The sequence below is a fragment of the Myroides sp. ZB35 genome, from assembly GCF_001865835.1.
Lineage (GTDB): Bacteria > Bacteroidota > Bacteroidia > Flavobacteriales > Flavobacteriaceae > Flavobacterium > Flavobacterium odoratimimum.
Window position 1 is genome coordinate 3,955,990 of the sequence record NZ_CP017769.1, and the last position, 16,817, is coordinate 3,972,806.

General features: G+C 32.1%; 21 protein-coding genes and 1 other RNA gene. 11 read left to right on the forward strand and 11 right to left on the reverse strand.

Translation table 11 applies throughout. The annotated features are described in order from the left end of the window. Positions 1-75: 75 nt before the first annotated feature. Positions 76-624, forward strand: a complete 549-nt coding sequence (locus BK054_RS17565) for a GNAT family N-acetyltransferase (protein ID WP_006258471.1) — start codon at positions 76-78, stop codon at positions 622-624. Between the two features lie 48 nt (positions 625-672). Here the strand turns inward: BK054_RS17565 and BK054_RS17570 are convergent, their stop codons facing one another. Further along, positions 673-2,178, reverse strand: coding sequence for a bifunctional ADP-dependent NAD(P)H-hydrate dehydratase/NAD(P)H-hydrate epimerase (locus tag BK054_RS17570; protein ID WP_006265780.1), 1,506 nt, complete (start codon positions 2,176-2,178; stop codon positions 673-675). Between the two features lie 290 nt (positions 2,179-2,468). Between BK054_RS17570 and BK054_RS17575 the strand changes: the two genes are divergently transcribed. Then, a complete protein-coding gene (locus BK054_RS17575; RefSeq protein WP_006258473.1) occupies positions 2,469-3,029 on the forward strand; it encodes a helix-turn-helix domain-containing protein in 561 nt (186 codons plus the stop codon). A gap of 37 nt (positions 3,030-3,066) precedes the next feature. Here BK054_RS17575 and BK054_RS17580 read toward each other — a convergent pair whose 3' ends face one another. The 6 genes from BK054_RS17580 to BK054_RS17605 all read right to left on the reverse strand — a co-directional run bounded on the left by BK054_RS17580 (position 3,067) and on the right by BK054_RS17605 (position 6,213). After that, entirely contained in the window at positions 3,067-3,645 is a 579-nt protein-coding gene (locus BK054_RS17580; RefSeq protein WP_006261708.1) for a GNAT family N-acetyltransferase, read from the reverse strand. 4 nt (positions 3,646-3,649) lie between these two features. Then, the gene (locus BK054_RS17585) at positions 3,650-4,042 is read right to left on the reverse strand and encodes a DUF4377 domain-containing protein (RefSeq protein WP_006261709.1); all 393 of its coding nucleotides are present in this window, start codon (positions 4,040-4,042) and stop codon (positions 3,650-3,652) included. A gap of 95 nt (positions 4,043-4,137) precedes the next feature. Beyond that, positions 4,138-4,365 carry a hypothetical protein gene (locus BK054_RS17590; RefSeq protein WP_006261710.1) on the reverse strand — a complete coding sequence of 76 codons (228 nt, stop codon included), beginning with the start codon at positions 4,363-4,365 and terminating at the stop codon, positions 4,138-4,140. Between the two features lie 241 nt (positions 4,366-4,606). After that, positions 4,607-5,272: a tRNA (5-methylaminomethyl-2-thiouridine)(34)-methyltransferase MnmD gene (gene mnmD, locus BK054_RS17595; protein ID WP_006261711.1), complete on the reverse strand. Its 666-nt coding sequence runs from the start codon at positions 5,270-5,272 to the stop codon at positions 4,607-4,609. Next, a complete protein-coding gene (locus BK054_RS17600; protein ID WP_232234312.1) occupies positions 5,269-5,730 on the reverse strand; it encodes a hypothetical protein in 462 nt (153 codons plus the stop codon). The genes mnmD and BK054_RS17600 overlap by 4 nt, the downstream gene beginning before the upstream one ends. Positions 5,731-5,736: 6 nt before the next feature. Beyond that, positions 5,737-6,213 carry a DUF4920 domain-containing protein gene (locus tag BK054_RS17605; RefSeq protein ID WP_006258482.1) on the reverse strand — a complete coding sequence of 159 codons (477 nt, stop codon included), beginning with the start codon at positions 6,211-6,213 and terminating at the stop codon, positions 5,737-5,739. 289 nt (positions 6,214-6,502) lie between these two features. Between BK054_RS17605 and BK054_RS17610 the strand changes: the two genes are divergently transcribed. From BK054_RS17610 to BK054_RS17620, 3 genes are all read left to right on the forward strand, one after another. Continuing rightward, a complete protein-coding gene (locus BK054_RS17610) occupies positions 6,503-7,576 on the forward strand; it encodes a branched-chain amino acid aminotransferase (protein WP_006264181.1) in 1,074 nt (357 codons plus the stop codon). A gap of 98 nt (positions 7,577-7,674) precedes the next feature. Next, positions 7,675-7,860, forward strand: a complete 186-nt coding sequence (locus BK054_RS18725) for a hypothetical protein (protein WP_006258484.1) — start codon at positions 7,675-7,677, stop codon at positions 7,858-7,860. Positions 7,861-7,881: 21 nt separating this feature from the next. Then, a complete protein-coding gene (locus BK054_RS17620; RefSeq protein ID WP_006265782.1) occupies positions 7,882-8,964 on the forward strand; it encodes a hypothetical protein in 1,083 nt (360 codons plus the stop codon). 38 nt (positions 8,965-9,002) lie between these two features. Here BK054_RS17620 and kdsB read toward each other — a convergent pair whose 3' ends face one another. Beyond that, entirely contained in the window at positions 9,003-9,749 is a 747-nt protein-coding gene (kdsB, locus tag BK054_RS17625; protein WP_006265783.1) for a 3-deoxy-manno-octulosonate cytidylyltransferase, read from the reverse strand. Positions 9,750-10,217: 468 nt separating this feature from the next. Next, positions 10,218-11,651, reverse strand: a complete 1,434-nt coding sequence (locus BK054_RS17630) for an ATP-dependent RecD-like DNA helicase (protein WP_006265784.1) — start codon at positions 11,649-11,651, stop codon at positions 10,218-10,220. A 123-nt stretch (positions 11,652-11,774) separates the two neighbouring features. Between BK054_RS17630 and BK054_RS17635 the strand changes: the two genes are divergently transcribed. Further along, complete coding sequence (locus tag BK054_RS17635) at positions 11,775-12,566, forward strand: DUF3822 family protein (RefSeq protein WP_006265785.1); 792 nt, start codon at positions 11,775-11,777, stop codon at positions 12,564-12,566. Further along, entirely contained in the window at positions 12,563-13,135 is a 573-nt protein-coding gene (locus BK054_RS17640) for an RsmD family RNA methyltransferase (protein WP_006258489.1), read from the forward strand. Before BK054_RS17635 ends, BK054_RS17640 begins: the two co-directional genes overlap by 4 nt. A 76-nt stretch (positions 13,136-13,211) precedes the next feature. Here BK054_RS17640 and rnpB read toward each other — a convergent pair. After that, positions 13,212-13,526: RNase P RNA component class A (gene rnpB / locus BK054_RS17645), an RNA gene on the reverse strand. A gap of 275 nt (positions 13,527-13,801) precedes the next feature. On the opposite strand from rnpB, the gene murQ reads away from it, so the two are divergent. Genes murQ through BK054_RS17665 form a run of 4 tightly spaced genes read left to right on the forward strand, consistent with a single transcriptional unit; the run spans position 13,802 to position 16,057 of the window. After that, positions 13,802-14,620, forward strand: coding sequence for an N-acetylmuramic acid 6-phosphate etherase (gene murQ, locus BK054_RS17650; protein WP_006258490.1), 819 nt, complete (start codon positions 13,802-13,804; stop codon positions 14,618-14,620). Then, positions 14,620-14,850, forward strand: a complete 231-nt coding sequence (locus tag BK054_RS17655) for a DUF6095 family protein (protein WP_006258491.1) — start codon at positions 14,620-14,622, stop codon at positions 14,848-14,850. Before murQ ends, BK054_RS17655 begins: the two co-directional genes overlap by 1 nt. A 4-nt stretch (positions 14,851-14,854) precedes the next feature. Continuing rightward, positions 14,855-15,238, forward strand: a complete 384-nt coding sequence (locus BK054_RS17660; RefSeq protein WP_006258492.1) for a hypothetical protein — start codon at positions 14,855-14,857, stop codon at positions 15,236-15,238. A gap of 21 nt (positions 15,239-15,259) precedes the next feature. Next, positions 15,260-16,057, forward strand: coding sequence for a TerC family protein (locus tag BK054_RS17665; protein WP_006258493.1), 798 nt, complete (start codon positions 15,260-15,262; stop codon positions 16,055-16,057). A 59-nt stretch (positions 16,058-16,116) separates the two neighbouring features. On the opposite strand, the gene BK054_RS17670 is transcribed toward BK054_RS17665, so the two are convergent. Next, the gene (locus BK054_RS17670) at positions 16,117-16,797 is read right to left on the reverse strand and encodes a TrmH family RNA methyltransferase (protein WP_006258494.1); all 681 of its coding nucleotides are present in this window, start codon (positions 16,795-16,797) and stop codon (positions 16,117-16,119) included. Between the last annotated feature and the right edge of the window lie 20 nt (positions 16,798-16,817).

The following is a 16,817-nucleotide window of genomic DNA, read 5'->3' on the forward strand; positions in this document are numbered from 1 at the left end:
ATGATATAATATGGCATAGACAACAAGTCTATGCCATATTTTATTTAGATTTGTTTTTAAACCAATTCAAAAAACATGCTAAATATAGACTTAACCATATTTCCTATACTCGAAACAGATAGACTTATTCTTAGACGTTTAGATATAAATGACTTAAATACGATGTACACCATGCGTACAGACCCAGAAGTGATGAAGTATATCCCTGTACCTGTTACACAATCAGAAGAAGAAATAAAACAATATATCCATTCTATAGATGAAAGAATGGCAGCTAAAGAATGTGTTAATTGGGCAATCACACTAAAAGAAGAAGGTACAATGATTGGCACCATCGGGTTTTATCGTATGAAACTAGAGCACTATAGAGCAGAAACAGGATATATGTCTTTGCCCCAGTATAATGGAAAAGGTTATATAACTGAAGCTCTTCAAGCCATCGTACATTATGGCTTCTCTACCATGAAATTACATTCTATAGAAGCGCTCTTAGATCCAGAGAATATTGGTTCTATGAAAGTTCTTGAAAAATGCGGCTTTATAAAAGAAGGTCATTTAAAAGAAAACTGGTTCTTTGATGGTCAATTCTTAGATACGGTGATCTATTCTAAACTAAACAAATAAAGTAAGGCTACCTTCTTAGAGGTAGCCTTACATTTTTATATTCACTATTTATAATGCAATTTGAGTATAAGCAGCACTAATATGGTTACTTACATCCGAAGCAACTAGACTATGTGGATGAATATTCTCAATAGCTAAATCACCTGCTAATCCATGTAAATAGACTCCTACTATAGCGGCTTCTTTACTAGTGTAACCCTGCCCAAGTAAAGAGGTAATCATACCTGTCAAGGTATCTCCTACTCCAGCAGTAGCCATTCCCCAGTTACCTGATGAGTTAAAGTAGATCGTTTCGTCTGGTGCTATTGTTATCGTATGTGCTCCTTTTAATACAAAGATGACATTGTGCTTTTTAGCCAACTGTTTTACTTTATCAATCTTATCAAAGTCATTATCCCACTCACCGATAAGTCTTTTCAGTTCTTTTTCGTGTGGGGTTAAGATACTTTCTGCTGGAACTTTATCTAAACACTTCTGTTCACTAATAATATTAAGAGCATCTGCATCTATTACTAATTTCCTATCCTTATTCTCTTTTAAAAAACTGATTAATGCAGTAGCTGTATCTTTATGTAATCCTATACCACACCCTACTCCTACTGCATCATAATGTTCTACAGATGGAAATACTTTTATATAGTCTTCACTAGTACATGTATCACACATGACTTCAGGTATCCCTGTCTGTACGATAGTATATCCGCAACTCGGTACATAAGCCGTCACGATTCCACTTCCTGTATGCATAGCAGCCTTACTTGCTAAAGTCACAGCTCCTATTTTTCCTTTACTCCCACCAATTAATATTACTCTACCAAAGTCATCCTTATTACTAAACTTAGTTCCTGATTTCACTAAGTTTTTCACTTTGTCCTGTTCTACGAAATAAGCATCTGACTTAGTACTCTCTATATAGTCTAGATCGAGTCCTATATCTAATATTTCTAGTTCTTTCACATATTCTTTAGCATCAGATAACAGTAATGCTGTTTTTGGTAATTGGAATGTATAAACTACATCAGCCTTAAATACAATAGCTTCTTTTGGTGTTGCCACATCTGCTAATAATCCTGAAGGCATATCTATAGAAACTCTCTCTAGACATGGAGTTTCATTTAAAAAATCAAAGATAGGACGCCACTCTTCATCTAAAGGACTATGTAATCCTATACCAAATAAAGCATCTACGATAACATCATCTTTCTTTACTTTTAATTTACTCTTTGTATTAAACTTCTCTACATTGATATCTCTATCCTCTAATAGATCTTGATTCTGAGCATTATCAGGACTATATTTCTTAGTTTGCACCAAGAATACCTTCACCATAGCTCCTCCTTCTTTTAATAATCTAGCTAAGGTTAATCCATCACCTCCATTATTTCCCGTTCCACAAAAAATAACAAATGATGTTTGATATAATTTATATCTAGTTTGCAACTTCTCAAAGACTTTAGTTGTTGCTCTCTCCATTAACTTAAATGAAGATATATATTGATTGGATACTGTCTCTTTATCCAATGCTTGCATTTGTGCTGTATTAAAAATTTTCATATTGCTACTTATAGTTAATCATCATGAGTAAAGGTAACAAATACAACTATTGAAAACTGAGCTATACACTACTATACCACCGAATTATCTAAGTGTGAAGAAACATATTGATTCTCACTTTGAGTAATACTAATTATATCAAAAAAATAACAAAACAATGATTATTTACTATAAAATCAACTAAATACTAAAAGCATAAAATAACACTTTTACTGTCAAACTATATTGTCTCTGTATATTTATGTTCAAATGTGATTTAGTATCTTTGAGTTTCTAAAAGGATATTTCAGATGAAACTATATATAAAAAACATGGTGTGTGAAAGGTGTAAAATGGCAGTAGATAATCTACTGACAGAAGCAAAATACACCCCTACTAAAATAGAACTAGGAGAAATAGAAATACAAGAAGACTTGAACTCTTCACAGCTAAAAGAGATTGAAGTTAAATTACAAAAGATTGGTTTTGAACTCCTAGACAATCAAAAAAGTAAAACAGTAGACAAAGTCAAAACAGTATTAATAGAATTAGTACAAAAACACAATGCTAATCTACAAATACCACTATCTGCTTATATAGCGGATAAAATGCAAATGGATTACCACGCTCTAAGCCTATTATTTTCGCAATTAGAATCTACTACTATAGAACAATACTTTATTCAATTAAAAATAGAAAAGGTAAAAGAACTGTTAGTATATGATGAATTAAGCCTAAAAGAGATAACCTATCAATTAAATTATAGTAGTGTAGCTCACTTAAGCAAACAGTTTAAAAAAGTAACAGGTCTAACTCCTACTCACTTTAAAACTACTGGGGCAGAACGCCGTAAGGTTATTGATAAAATATAACAAAAAAGACGATTTGGTTAAATCGTCTTTTTTGTTCTTATAATTTTGCTTCTAGAGCCTCTTTAGCATAACTAAACCATTCGTCTTTAAGCATACTAAATATAGCTGTATCTCTACGTCTACCACTGTGGATAATGATTTCGCTTCTCAATACCCCTTCTAGGGTACAACCTACACTCTGAACAGCTACTTTACTCCTCTCGTTGGTATTATCTACTCTAAACTCTACCCTTTCCATTCCCATAACTTCAAAAGCATATTTAAACATCATATACTTACAGTGCTTGTTTACTCCAGTTCCTTGAGTAAGTTTACTATACCAAGTATACCCTATTAATAGCGTCTTGTTCTTTTGATCAATATTATAAAATCGCGTAGAGCCAACATACTCTTCTGTCCTTTTATCAAAAACAATGAAAGGATACGCTTTACCCTTATTCCTTTCTTCTATTGCCTGACTAATATAGTTCTTCATTCCATCAGCTCCTTCAACTCCCACAGTTGCATATTTCCATATTTCAGGTTCTTTAATTGCAAATCCTACTAAATCATTATAATTATATGCTTCTAGTGGTTTAAGAATGACGCGATCATCCATTAACACAATATCCTCCATAATACTATGCTTTTTTTTCTTTTGCAATCTCACTTACTAAAACATATCTAAAAGATGGTGTATCTGCAGGAGGATTAGGTACATCTATTCTTTTCACTTCTATTTTATACTCATATCCTTCTTCATAATTAAACCCCTCTATCTCTTGATACATTAACTCCCAAGGTGCATCTTCTTCCTCCTTGACCATCATACATTTTTTAGGAGCAATCCCAGCACACTCATCTAGCATAGAAGCTACATATAATACCTTTACCTCTTCAGAAGCATCTATCTCGGTTACTTCAGGCACATCATTATGCTCAACAGCGCTATTTTCTCCTTGCTCTATATTCTTATCCTTACAAGAAATTAATATTCCTAAAGACATTAAGGCTAATAAAACTATTTTTTTCATTCTTTATAATTTTCTAGTTTGGTAAAAATATAAATTTAAAATTCAATGAGTCGTTTTTAAATACCTAATTCTCACATTAACAAAAAAAGCTTGCCTTATGCATAGGCAAGCTCTTCTATTATTTCACTGTCTAATAGAGCTAATTCTGCTCTAAGATTAGGTTGTTCTTTTAAAAATTCATTAACCCAAATCATTAGCTGTCCTAAGTCATAAGGTAATAATGTCTTTACCGCTTTTTCTAACTCTTTAGAAAATAATACCGAATCAAAACTGACATTCTTAAGTACAAGGGTAGTATACTCTAACATCATTCGTTTGTTCATAACTACTGTTTTTTTCTTTTTCTACAAACAAACTTACACACTTTCTATTAAAATAAAATAAGACTACACAAAACTTAACTTTAAGACATATTTAATCACACAGTATTAATACTAGAGCAACAAAAAAATAACCACAAAAAACACAATAATATTAGATGAATGCCTCACAAATTATATTTGTGGTCAAATAGAACTCTAATTGATGGCATATTTACCTACATTGTCGTTTTATAGAAGTAGATTAACGTTTATAACCTACTAACATTTCCCTTTTACCTGGAGGTCCAGGAACCTTCTCTATTGTAAATCCTACTTCTTTCATCGCCCTTTTAATAGGCCCCCTACAAGCATACGTGGCTAAAACCCCCGTATCTCCTAGTGCGTCATAAACCTTCTGGAATATCTCTACTGACCATAAATCTGGTTGAAACTGATATCCAAAAACATCAAAATAAATAACATCAAAATAAGACTGATTGACTACTGCTTCTTCAAAGGTACTATGAATCTTGTGCAACGTAAACTCTGCTGTAACCTCATGTGATACATCCCAAGTACACTGATGCATCTGTTTAAACAAGATATCATCTCCATCTCTGTCATATAAAGCACTAAAATCCAATGCTACGCTTTCTTGTTCTGTTACAGGAAAAGCTTCAATACTGTGATACTCTACTATTTTACCCTTTCTTCTAGCCTCTACTAGTGTTAAAAAAGCATTTAGTCCTGTACCAAACCCCATTTCTAATACTTTAACAGTAGTTTTATCTATTTTATCAAAACCTCTTTCTATGTAGACATGTTTTGCCTCCTGAATAGCTCCATGAATAGAATGGTATGTTTCTCCCCATTCTTCAATCTCAATAGAAGTAGATCCATCTGAGGTTGTCACTATTTTTCTTTTCACTGTATCAATAATTTTTTAATTCTTGGAATAGGTCCTCCACATTTCTTTTGATGACATGTTAAACATGAGTTTATCATATCATTAAACTGTTGTACTTTATCACCTTCATTATCTTGATAGAGAATCTGTTCTAGCTTTAAATACTGCTCTGCCTGCTCAGTAAAAAACATATCTCTATCACTAGGATCTGTCATCTTAGCAGTAAGAATATCTCTATGTTTATCAGGTAAAGTTCCCAATTCTTTCTTTTCTTGCTCTATTTCTGCCTTTAAAAATGCTCCTTGAGCATACATCTCTTCCATAAGAGATGCCATCGGAGCCATATTATACATCTTAAATGCAGTTGTATCTTTCACCACAGATTCTTTATTGTCTTCTATTTGTTTAGTTTCTTTTTTACAAGACAACAAAACTGAAAACACTAATAGAACAAGACACAATATTGATTTATTTCTCACCTTCTATTACTTATCTTTATTAATTGCGATACCATCTGCTGTAAAAGCGTAAGTAACCTTAGGTTCTGTAATAGCTGCTATTTCTTCGTCAGACTTACCTGCATCTTTAGCATAGTGTTTTAGTTCATCTACAGATACTACAGATATAAACGCTCTACCATCTACTATAACTTCATGTCCAGCGGCATTCATAGGCGCAAAGAATCCGTAATCTGTAAAACGAACAAATCCTTTTTTCTCACCTGGCAACTCTACATTCATCCAACAACCTTTCTTTTGGCACACATCATTAATAGTTGTTTCAAATTGTACTTTTATAGTATCTCCTTCTTTTAATTCTTGGTATCTCTTAAGCATAGCTTCTTTAGAAAGAACATCTCCCATTACTACACTATCTCCAAAATATTCGTATGTCTTCTGTACATCTACTATAGTAGAATTATCCTTATTTTCATTTTTACAACCTGTCAAAATGAAAGCCATTATGCTTAAAGAAGCAATTATTCTTATCATGATAAAAAAATTAAGTATTCGGTAGACCAAAATTAAGTCAAAAAAATAAATCAAAAAGATTTAGTTTATATAAACATCTTTCATGGATTATTATAATTTCAGTAAATAATTTCGATTAAACAATATTTATCACGGCATTTTAGATAAAGTTCAACAAGAAACTATTTTTGAGTACTTTTTTTGATAATTTTGTAATGTGTTGCTTTTTTAATACATTGCAAGCATAAGTAAACAGACAATTAAAAAAACATTATAAGAAATGAGTTTAGAAACAAACAACCTTTTTTCTATTGAGAAAGTAGAAAAATCAAAAATAGCATCAGTTGACTTCGAAAACCTGAAGTTTGGTTCTGTATTTACTGACCACATGCTAGTATGCCACTACAAAGATGGTAAATGGGGACAAGTAGAAATCAAACCTTATGGACCAATGTCTTTTGCACCTTCAACAAATGTGTTCCACTATGGACAAGCTATCTTTGAAGGAATGAAAGCATACAAAGATGCAAATGAAGATGTATGGTTATTCCGTCCACGTGAAAACTGGGCTCGTTTCAACAAATCTGCAGAACGTATGGCTATGCCACATATCGACGAAGAAAGATTCGTAGATGGATTAAAAGCACTAATCAACCTTGATAGAGACTGGGTTAAACAAGGACAAGGAAATGCATTATACATTCGTCCTTTTATGATCGGAACTCATGAAGGTGTAGTAGCTGGACCTTCTAGCGAGTTTATGTTCTGTATCATTTGTTCGCCTGCACGTACATACTACTCAGGAAAAGTAAAAGTTCAAATCGCTGAACACTATAGCCGTGCTGCTAATGGTGGTGTTGGTTATACTAAATGTTCTGGTAACTATGCTGGACAATTCTACCCAACTAAATTAGCTCAAGAAGCAGGATACCAACAAGTAATCTGGACTGATGATGCTACTCATACTAAACTAGAAGAAGCAGGTACTATGAACGTATTCTTCAGAATTGGAGATACTTTAATCACAGCTCCTACTAGTGAGAGAATCTTAGATGGTGTGACTAGAAAAAGTTTGCTTGACATCGCTAAGAGCAAAGGAATTAATGTAGAAGTAAAATCTATCGTAGTTCAAGATTTACTAGATGCACATGCTAAAGGTGAATTAAAAGAAATCTTCGGAGCAGGAACTGCAGTTACAGTAGGACAAATCGAAGGATTTGCTTTCCAAGATAATTACTATGGATTACCAGAAGTGAGTGATGAGAACTCTTTTGCAATTCAATTAAAAACAGCTCTTCAAGGAATTCAACAAAAGAATATTGAAGATACTTTTGGATGGACAGAAAAAATCTAATCTAAAGTTTCTTTTATCATATTAAAAAACGGCAGTAATTCTGCCGTTTTTTTTATCTACAATCTAACTCTTTTGACTATTTTTGCTAAAAAATAATTATGTTTACACCTGGACAACTTAAGTTTGCTATATTTTTCATTATTGCTTTTACCATAGTAATGATTATCATGTATAGAAAAGATATAAAACTACACCGTATCTATTACAAAAATAGACTATGGGTCTTAGTTGCCTTTTTATCATTTATAGGTTCTTTATTTATTTTAAAAAACTTTTTGAAGTAATTCATATAGCCCTAAATTGTTATGAAAATTCTAAAGTATTTCTCTCTTTTACTACTATTAGCATTAGTTTCTCTTTTTGTATTCATACTTACTCAAAGTCCCGAATATAAAGTAGAGAGAACATTCACTGTGGATGCTCCTAAAGAAATAGTCTATAATTATATCAATGATTTAGACAATTGGACTGATTGGATGTCTTCCCAAAAGTCTTATAATGGAACTTACCAAATAGAGCTAGAGAATTTAGGGTCTTATCATATAAGAGCAGAATATAGCCATCCATACGATAGCTTATCACAGGATATTTTAAATGACAATAAGATTTCAAATATTATCTGGAGATTAAAAGGCCAACAGAATAAGACACAAATCACCTTTACATTTAATGGTACCTTAGATCTACAAACAAAGTTTACTTCTTTTTTTAAAGGATCACCTAGCCAAGTAGCAACTAATAGTCTTAACAAAAACATAGATGCTTTTATTGTTTACTTTATTAAACAGTATAAAGAATATGAAGTCAAACTAGATGCTGTCAAGTCAACTCCTAGTATTGAATACCTATACCTAGAAGCTTCTTCTTCTATAGGAACATTAAATGAAGACTTATTAGCCTTAAATAAGGACTTATCTGATTTTTGTTCTACTAACCAAATAGATATCGCAGGAGATCCCTATTTGATATTGAACAATTCAAAAGCACAAAACACGCTTACTTACCGATTTGCCTTACCTATTAAAGGGAATATATACTTAAACGAAGAAGAAAAGTATAAAATAGACAAGCTTGATAAACAGAGTTATTTTGAATCAACACTAATTGGTTATTACACATTCTTACCAGAAGCAATGCGCAAGACAAGAACAGAGATTAGTGATAAAGAATTAAACATTCTACCTGATGAACCTATTATCTTACTACTTAAGAAGTCTGTTATTGACTCTAGATTAGCAGCAGAATGGGAGACTATAATCAAAGTACCTATTGAGAAAAAGGAAGTTCCAATCCCTACTCCTGTTTATCAAAACAATACAAACAGTAACAATACTCATGAAGTAAATACTGAAACAGAAAACAAAGAGGAAATAACCAATTCTATATAAAAAAAGAGGCTTTAAATTTTATTTTAAAGCCTCTTTTTTTATCTTAATTCTGGATTATCTGCTATTATCTGTTTAGCTCTTTCTAAATCCTCTGGTGTATCTATTCCTATCCCTAAATGCTTTGTAATAGCCATTTTAATACGTTTACCATATTCTAAGTATCTTAGCTGCTCTAACTTCTCAGAAGCTTCTAAAAACTTCATGGGTAAAGTAGTAAACTCAAGTAAAGCTTCTTTTCTAAAAGCATATACTCCAATATGTTGATAATACTGTACTTTCACTTCCTTATCTCTTGGATAAGGAATTACAGAACGAGAAAAGTATAATGCTGTATTAGTGTCATCCACAACAACTTTTACATTATTAGGGTTCTCTATTGTAGTCCATTCATCAATTGGAGTCATTAAAGAAGCTAAATCTACTTGCTTAGTCTCATCTCTCTGAAATATATCAATTAACTTCTCTAAATTCTCTTTACTAACGAAAGGCTCATCTCCTTGTACATTAATAACAATATCAGCCTCTATATCTTTTACAGCTTCTGCTATACGGTCACTCCCACTCTCATGTTCTTTGATACTCATCACAGCTTTTCCTCCATGGTTGATAATTTCATTGTAAATCAACTCTGAGTCTGTAGCCACAAATACATCATCAAAAAGCCCTGTTGCTAATGTTGCTTCATAAGTACGACGGATAATAGTTTTTCCTGCCAAATCCTCCATTAGCTTTGCTGGAAAACGCGTAGATGCGTATCGAGCTGGTATTACTGCTATAACTTTCATTCTAATATTTTTAGTTTTCAAATATACTATGTTGTTATTAATAACCTGAGTTCGATTAATAATTAGTTTTGTACAATTACATAAGAATTCTATTTCTAACCAGTATGTATTAATCAACTAAAGGTAGTTTTGTACTGAGTTGCTAGAGGATTGCTTGCAGGTTTCTTGCACCTTTCTTCGAGAAAGACACCTTCTGGGCAAGGAAAGCCCTAGAAACCTCCTAGTAATCCCCTAAGAAGTGCAAGCCGAACACTATTATCTAATTCAGAAATAGTAATCGAAGTTAAAACTCGTGTATTAGTTTTCAAAATTTTAATGCCTGTTTTACATTAACCTATTGACACCTATTGACACCTATTGACACCTATAGATATCACTTTAAAGTAATGTCATTATACATTACTATATGTTTTTTTGCTAATCGAACTGAAGTTAATAATAATTGTGTGATACTACACTAGTACTCTATTAGTCTTGAAGAAAATATTCATCTTGAAAACCGATTAGATACAATTTATCCTTAGCACGAGTCATTGCTGTATATAACCATTTTACGTAATCTTCTGTTATTCCATCAGGTAAATAAGGTTGTTCAATAAATACCGTCTCCCACTGACCACCTTGTGACTTATGACACGTAATGGCGTATGCAAACTTAACCTGCAAAGCATTAAAATATTCATTCTCTTTTAATTTCTGCATTTTTCGATATTTGGTTATCTCATCTTCATAATCTAACAACACTTCATTATACAGTTTGTTCATCTGATCATACGTAAGAGCAGGCGACTCACTAGTCAGAGTATCCAAAAATATCATAGTATCAAAAGGAGTCATATCAGGATAATCAATCATTCTAATTCGTACAGAAGCAAATCTAAACCCATACAACTCTATTGTTCTATAGATTTGTAAAACTTCAATAATATCGCCATTTGCTATAAAGTCAGTTACAGTTGAGTCTTTAAGCCAAAAGTAATTATTCTTCACAACCATCAATAAATCACCTGCTGATATCTCGCTATCCTTATCTAGAATACGAGCTCTGATCTGCTGATTATATGCATTCGCACGTTTATTAGAACGCACAATGAAAGTAGTCTCTTCTGGCCCACTGTTTGAATATGATGAATAAATAGCATCCTGAATATCATAACCATCTATTAGGCGAATAATATCTTTAAATCCTTGTAATTGAAACTGAAAAGTATCTGCAAAATAAGACCCGATTGCCAGACGTAGTTCTGTTGCATTATATAGAATTCCTGAATCAACTTCTTGTCGCATTACTTCATCTAATTCTATATGCTGAATATCCATATCATAATTAAATCGAAGCTGGTCTATATCTAATGCCGGACTAATATTCATTCCTACTGGAGGTAACTGAGCTGTATCTCCTATTAAAATCAACTTACAATTAAACCCTGAATACACATAATAAACTAAGTCGTCCAATAAAGATCCATGTGGATACATAGAGGTATCACCTGCACTAGCATCTCCTATCATAGAAGCCTCATCTACTATAAATATCGTATTTCGATTTCTATTATGTCGCATGGTATATTGAAAAGTACCTCCTGTCTTACTAGGCTTAGGATAATAAATATTCTTATGAATGGTAAAAGCAGATCGATTAGAATAATTACTGATCACCTTAGCTGCGCGTCCTGTAGGAGCAAGCATCACAGAGAACTTATTAACGCTTCTCAATTCATTAACTACTGTAGATAACAATGTAGTTTTACCAGTACCCGCATATCCTTTTAATACAAACAATTCATCTTGTGTATCATTTGTAACAAAATCAGCAATCTTCTGAAGAAAAATGTCTTGCTTTAAAGTTAAATCATAAGGAAATTTCTGACGGAGTAGTTTATAAAACTGTTGACCTATCATAGTTGTATATTCTTTTTTATCTATTGTATGCCAAAGATACTAAGCTTTTTATCCCTTGACTAGAAGATTGCAATAAAAAAGTGTAATTTTGCCTATATTCGAAATTCATATTTTAAACTCACGATGTCAAAGAATTACCATAAACTTTTAATACAAGTTTCTTTAAATAAATTCTCTTTTGCTATTAAAGACAAATTAGCACATGAGATTATTCACTTTGCATCTGAAGCTATTTCTCAAACTAAATCTATAGAGGAACAATTAGACAAAATTTTTCAAAAGCATATAGAATTAACAGAAAGATACGATGAAGTAATTGTACTACATGATAATACACTTAATACATTTATCCCAAGAGAACTATTCAATGAAGATTCTATGGGGTATTATCTACAGTATTCAACAAAAGTGTTTTCTACAGACTTCTTTGCTTTTGATGAATTAGAAAGTAGTGCTATTAATAATGTTTATATTCCTTATGTCAATATCAATAATTATTTAATTGATAAATTTGGAAGCTTTACTTACCACAACATTAATACATTACTAGTAGAAATTTTACTAAAAAAGTCAAGTAAAAATACTGAAAAAGAAGTTTATGCTTTTTTACAAAAAGATCATTTTGAATTAGTAGTAGTCAGTAATGGAGAATTACTTTTTTTTAATTCATTTCAATGCCAAACTGCACAAGACTTTATTTATTACATCTTGTTTACTTATGAACAATTAGAATTAAATACAGAGTCAAACCCACTCTACTTGATTGGAAGAGTAGATACGGACGACTCTTATTATGAACAAGCATATACCTACATTCGAGAAGTCAATGTAGTAGATAATAATTTTTTTATTAGCGATGATCTTTTATTACATCATCAAGTACCTAAACAATATTACATTTTATTCCATTCATGAGAATTATATCAGGAAAACTAAAAGGAAGACGTATTTCGCCCCCTAAAAACCTACCTGTCCGTCCTACAACGGATATGAGTAAAGAATCTCTATTTAATATTCTAAATAATCACTTTAACTTTAGTGAACTAACCATATTAGACTTGTTCGCAGGTACAGGAAACATCAGCTACGAATTTGCTTCTAGAGGAGCAGAATCTATCGTTAGTGTAGATGGTGATATGGGGTGCGTTAACTTTATTAAGAAAACAGCAAAAGAACTAGATCTTAATATTATCCCACTAAAGTCTGACGTATTTAAATTTATAGAGAAGCACCAAGCTTCCTATGATATCGTTTTTGCCGATCCTCCTTATGATTTTACCCAAGAACAATTTGAGAAAATACTAAAGGATATTTTTGAGAAAGGACTTGTTGATGAACAAGGTATGGTTGTTATAGAACACTCTAAGTTCACTAAAATGGATCATTTAGAACATTTCTCTTTTGAAAAAAACTATGGTGGTTCTGTATTTACCTTCTTTGAATACGAGCTAGAAGATGAAGATGAGGAAGACGATGATGAATAAATCTCATACTAACATATAAAAAAAGGACTATTATCTAAGATAATAGTCCTTTTTTAGTACCTAATAGATACTAAAAATAATGAGTAAACCTATAAGCCGGATTCTGTAAGTACCGAAGTACCCCCTTATCATTTATCCCGGCTATCAATTACTCGATAGCTCTATCTGCCTACCCCTAAAGCATCGGGCGGGCACCCTCAAACGCTAAATATACATGACATTTCACCGCATAGAGTTTACCTGGTTTCACTACAGCATTACCTGTACATACTTTCTGTTGCACTTGTCCTCTTGGCAAGCCAAGGATGGGCGTTACCCATTATGCCTCCCTATGGTGTCCAGACTTTCCTCTATTTTCATTACTGAAAGTAGCGATAAGGCAGTTTACTCTCTGCAAAAGTAATTCATTTCTCACAACACAAAAAATTATTTACTAGTATTATTTTACCATTTTAGAACTAATGACATTAAATAACTCCTTATTCTTTAGTAAAGAAATACTTACCTAGCTTAATAAAAGAATAAATATAATTTTAAAGAAAATTTCTCTTCTTAATAATCTGCTTTTTTGGCATAAAATTATATCGTTCCTCTACTACATAAATAAGGGTTAGTAAACTATTTTGCTTACTTTTGTGTTCATACTTTTTTAAAAACTATTCAAAAGTGAGTTTTATAAAAATTACAGAACAATCTTCTAATTATGATAATCTAGACAAGATGTCTATCCAAGAATTATTGTCTAATATCAATCAAGAAGATCTTTCTGTTCCCTTAGCTGTAGAAAAAGCAATTCCTCAAATAGAAAGGACAGTAACACAAGTTGTTTCTAAATTAAACAATGGAGGAAGACTATTCTACATTGGAGCAGGTACTTCAGGACGATTAGGAATCCTAGATGCTTCAGAATGCCCTCCTACTTATGGAGTATCACCTGATTTAGTTATTGGGATCATTGCCGGAGGAGATCACGCCATTAGACATGCTGTAGAAAATGCAGAAGACAATCCTTTACAAGGTTGGTTAGATTTACAACAGTATAATGTCAATTCAAAAGATATTGTCATTGGTATCGCTGCATCTGGTACTACTCCCTATGTTATTAAAGCATTAGAACAATGCCAAAAAAATAAAATCACAACAAGTTGTATAACTTGTAATCCTCAAAGTCCTCTTGCTGAAGTAGCTGATTATCCTATAGAGGTGGTCGTAGGACCTGAGTTTGTAACAGGTAGCTCTCGTATGAAAGCTGGTACTGCGCAGAAACTCGTTCTTAATATGATCTCAACTAGTAGTATGATACAAATTGGTCGAGTAAAAGGCAATAAAATGGTCGATATGAAAATGACTAATGCTAAACTACAAGAAAGAGGAATACAAATGATTATAAATGAATTAAATATAGACTACACTATCGCTAAAGGGCTTTTAGACCAATATCAGAATGTCCGCTTAGCAATAGAAAGTTTTAAATCAACTAAATAATGGAAGAACCACAAACTGATCGAAAACTGTTGAGCAAAGGTGTAAAATACTTAATGATTACTTTACCCCTTATGTTTTTAGGCCCTATCGTTATCCATAGTTCTTTAAAAAATCAAGCTCACCCTTTTTTCTATCCTATACTTATTTTAGGATGTTTAATATGCTTAACTTCTATGCTATTATTTTTTAAAGGATTACAAACTATTATAAAATCACTTTTTGGAAATTAAAAACATGAAAACTAAACTACTTTACTTTTTACCTTTTTTATTTTTATTAGTCTCTTGTTATAATCAAGAAAGAAATTGTGCTAAATTTAAAACAGGTAAATTCGAATTTACTGCCGAAATTAATGGAGAAAAGAAAGTTTCTACTTTCATTAGAACTGAAGAATTAGAAATAGAAACATTCGAAGGTAAAACAGATAGTGCTGCTATACGTTGGGTAAACGATTGCGAGTTTATCTTAGAGAAACTTAATCCTAAAACTATGGCTGATAAAAAGCCTGTTAGCATTAAGATAATTACTACAGACGGAGATCTATGTACTTTCGAATATGGATATGTAGGAGATGCAAGAAGAGAAAGAGGAACTATTAAAAAAATAGCTGATTTATAATCTAATCCACAACTAAATACTATGGAAGTATTTTTAACTGCAGATGCTATAGTAGCATTTATTACATTGACATTCTTAGAAATTGTATTAGGAATAGACAATGTTATCTTCATCTCAATCGTCACAGGTAAACTACCTGAAGAACAACGCAAAAAAGCAACAAAAATAGGGCTGTTTTTAGCCATGTTTATGCGTATTGCATTATTATTTGGTGTTACATGGCTTATCGCTATGAAAAAACCTTTATTTAGTATCAATTGGAGCTGGTTTAGCGCAGACTTCAATGGTCAAGCCTTAATATTATTAGGAGGAGGTATCTTCTTGATTTATAAATCGACCAAAGAGATACATGAAAAAGTAGCTCACGTGCATGATCATCACCCTATAGATGAAGCCCCTAATGCAAAAAAAATAGCGACTAAATCATTTAGTAACATTATCATGCAGATTTTAATGATTGATATTATATTCTCTGTTGATAGTATTCTAACAGCTGTAGGTATGACTAATGGCTTACAAGGAGCTCTATATATTATGATTGCTGCAGTTATTGTTTCTGTTGGAGTGATGATGTTGTTTGCTATACCTGTAGGTAACTTTGTGAATAAGAACCCTTCTATTCAAATTCTTGCACTTTCATTCTTAATATTGATTGGATTCATGCTTACTACAGAGAGTATGCACATCTCACATGCTGTATTAGCTGGTCAAGAAATAGGAGCTGTACCAAAAGGGTATTTATACTTCGCTATTGCTTTCTCATTAGCTGTAGAGTTCATCAATATGAAACTACGCAAAAAAAGCAATCCTAGTACTTAAATAACATCACTTATATAAAAACAAAAACTCCTTCAATTGAAGGAGTTTTTTGTTTTATATTATTGCTTAGATTCTAAATAACGTTCAGTTACAAAATCAATATCTTTAATAGACTTTCTAGCCCAATCAATTCTTTTTGCAAGTATTTCTTCTTCCTTTAACCTCCACTCAACATCTGAGTTCCTTACTCTCGTAGTTAGATTCTGAATAATAATCGCAGCTGACACTGATATATTCAAACTTTCTGTAAAACCAACCATTGGTATTTTAATATAAGCATCTGCCTGTTCTATAATTTCAGGAGACAGTCCATTTTTTTCTGTACCAAAGAATATAGCAGAAGGCTTACTAATATCAAAGTCTTCTAAATGATTTGCTTCTACATGAGGAGTAGTTGCCACAATCTGATAGCCCTTCTTCCTGATATCTTCAATGGCTGTAGGTATAGATGCATAACGGTGAATATCTACCCACTTCTCAGCACCTAAAGCTATTTCTTTATCTATACGCTTTCCAAATTTTTGTTCTATAACATGTAAGTCTTGTACACCAAAAACCTCACAACTACGCATTACAGCACTCGTATTATGCAATTGATATACATCTTCAGCTACAACAGTAAAATGATTTGTACGATCCTTTAAAACTTCTTTAAAACGCTCTACTCTATTTTCAGTCAAGAAAGTCTCTAAGTATTCTAAATAATCAACGTCCTGAAATAGCTTATTTGAAATATTCATTATATATTTATTTTTAAGAC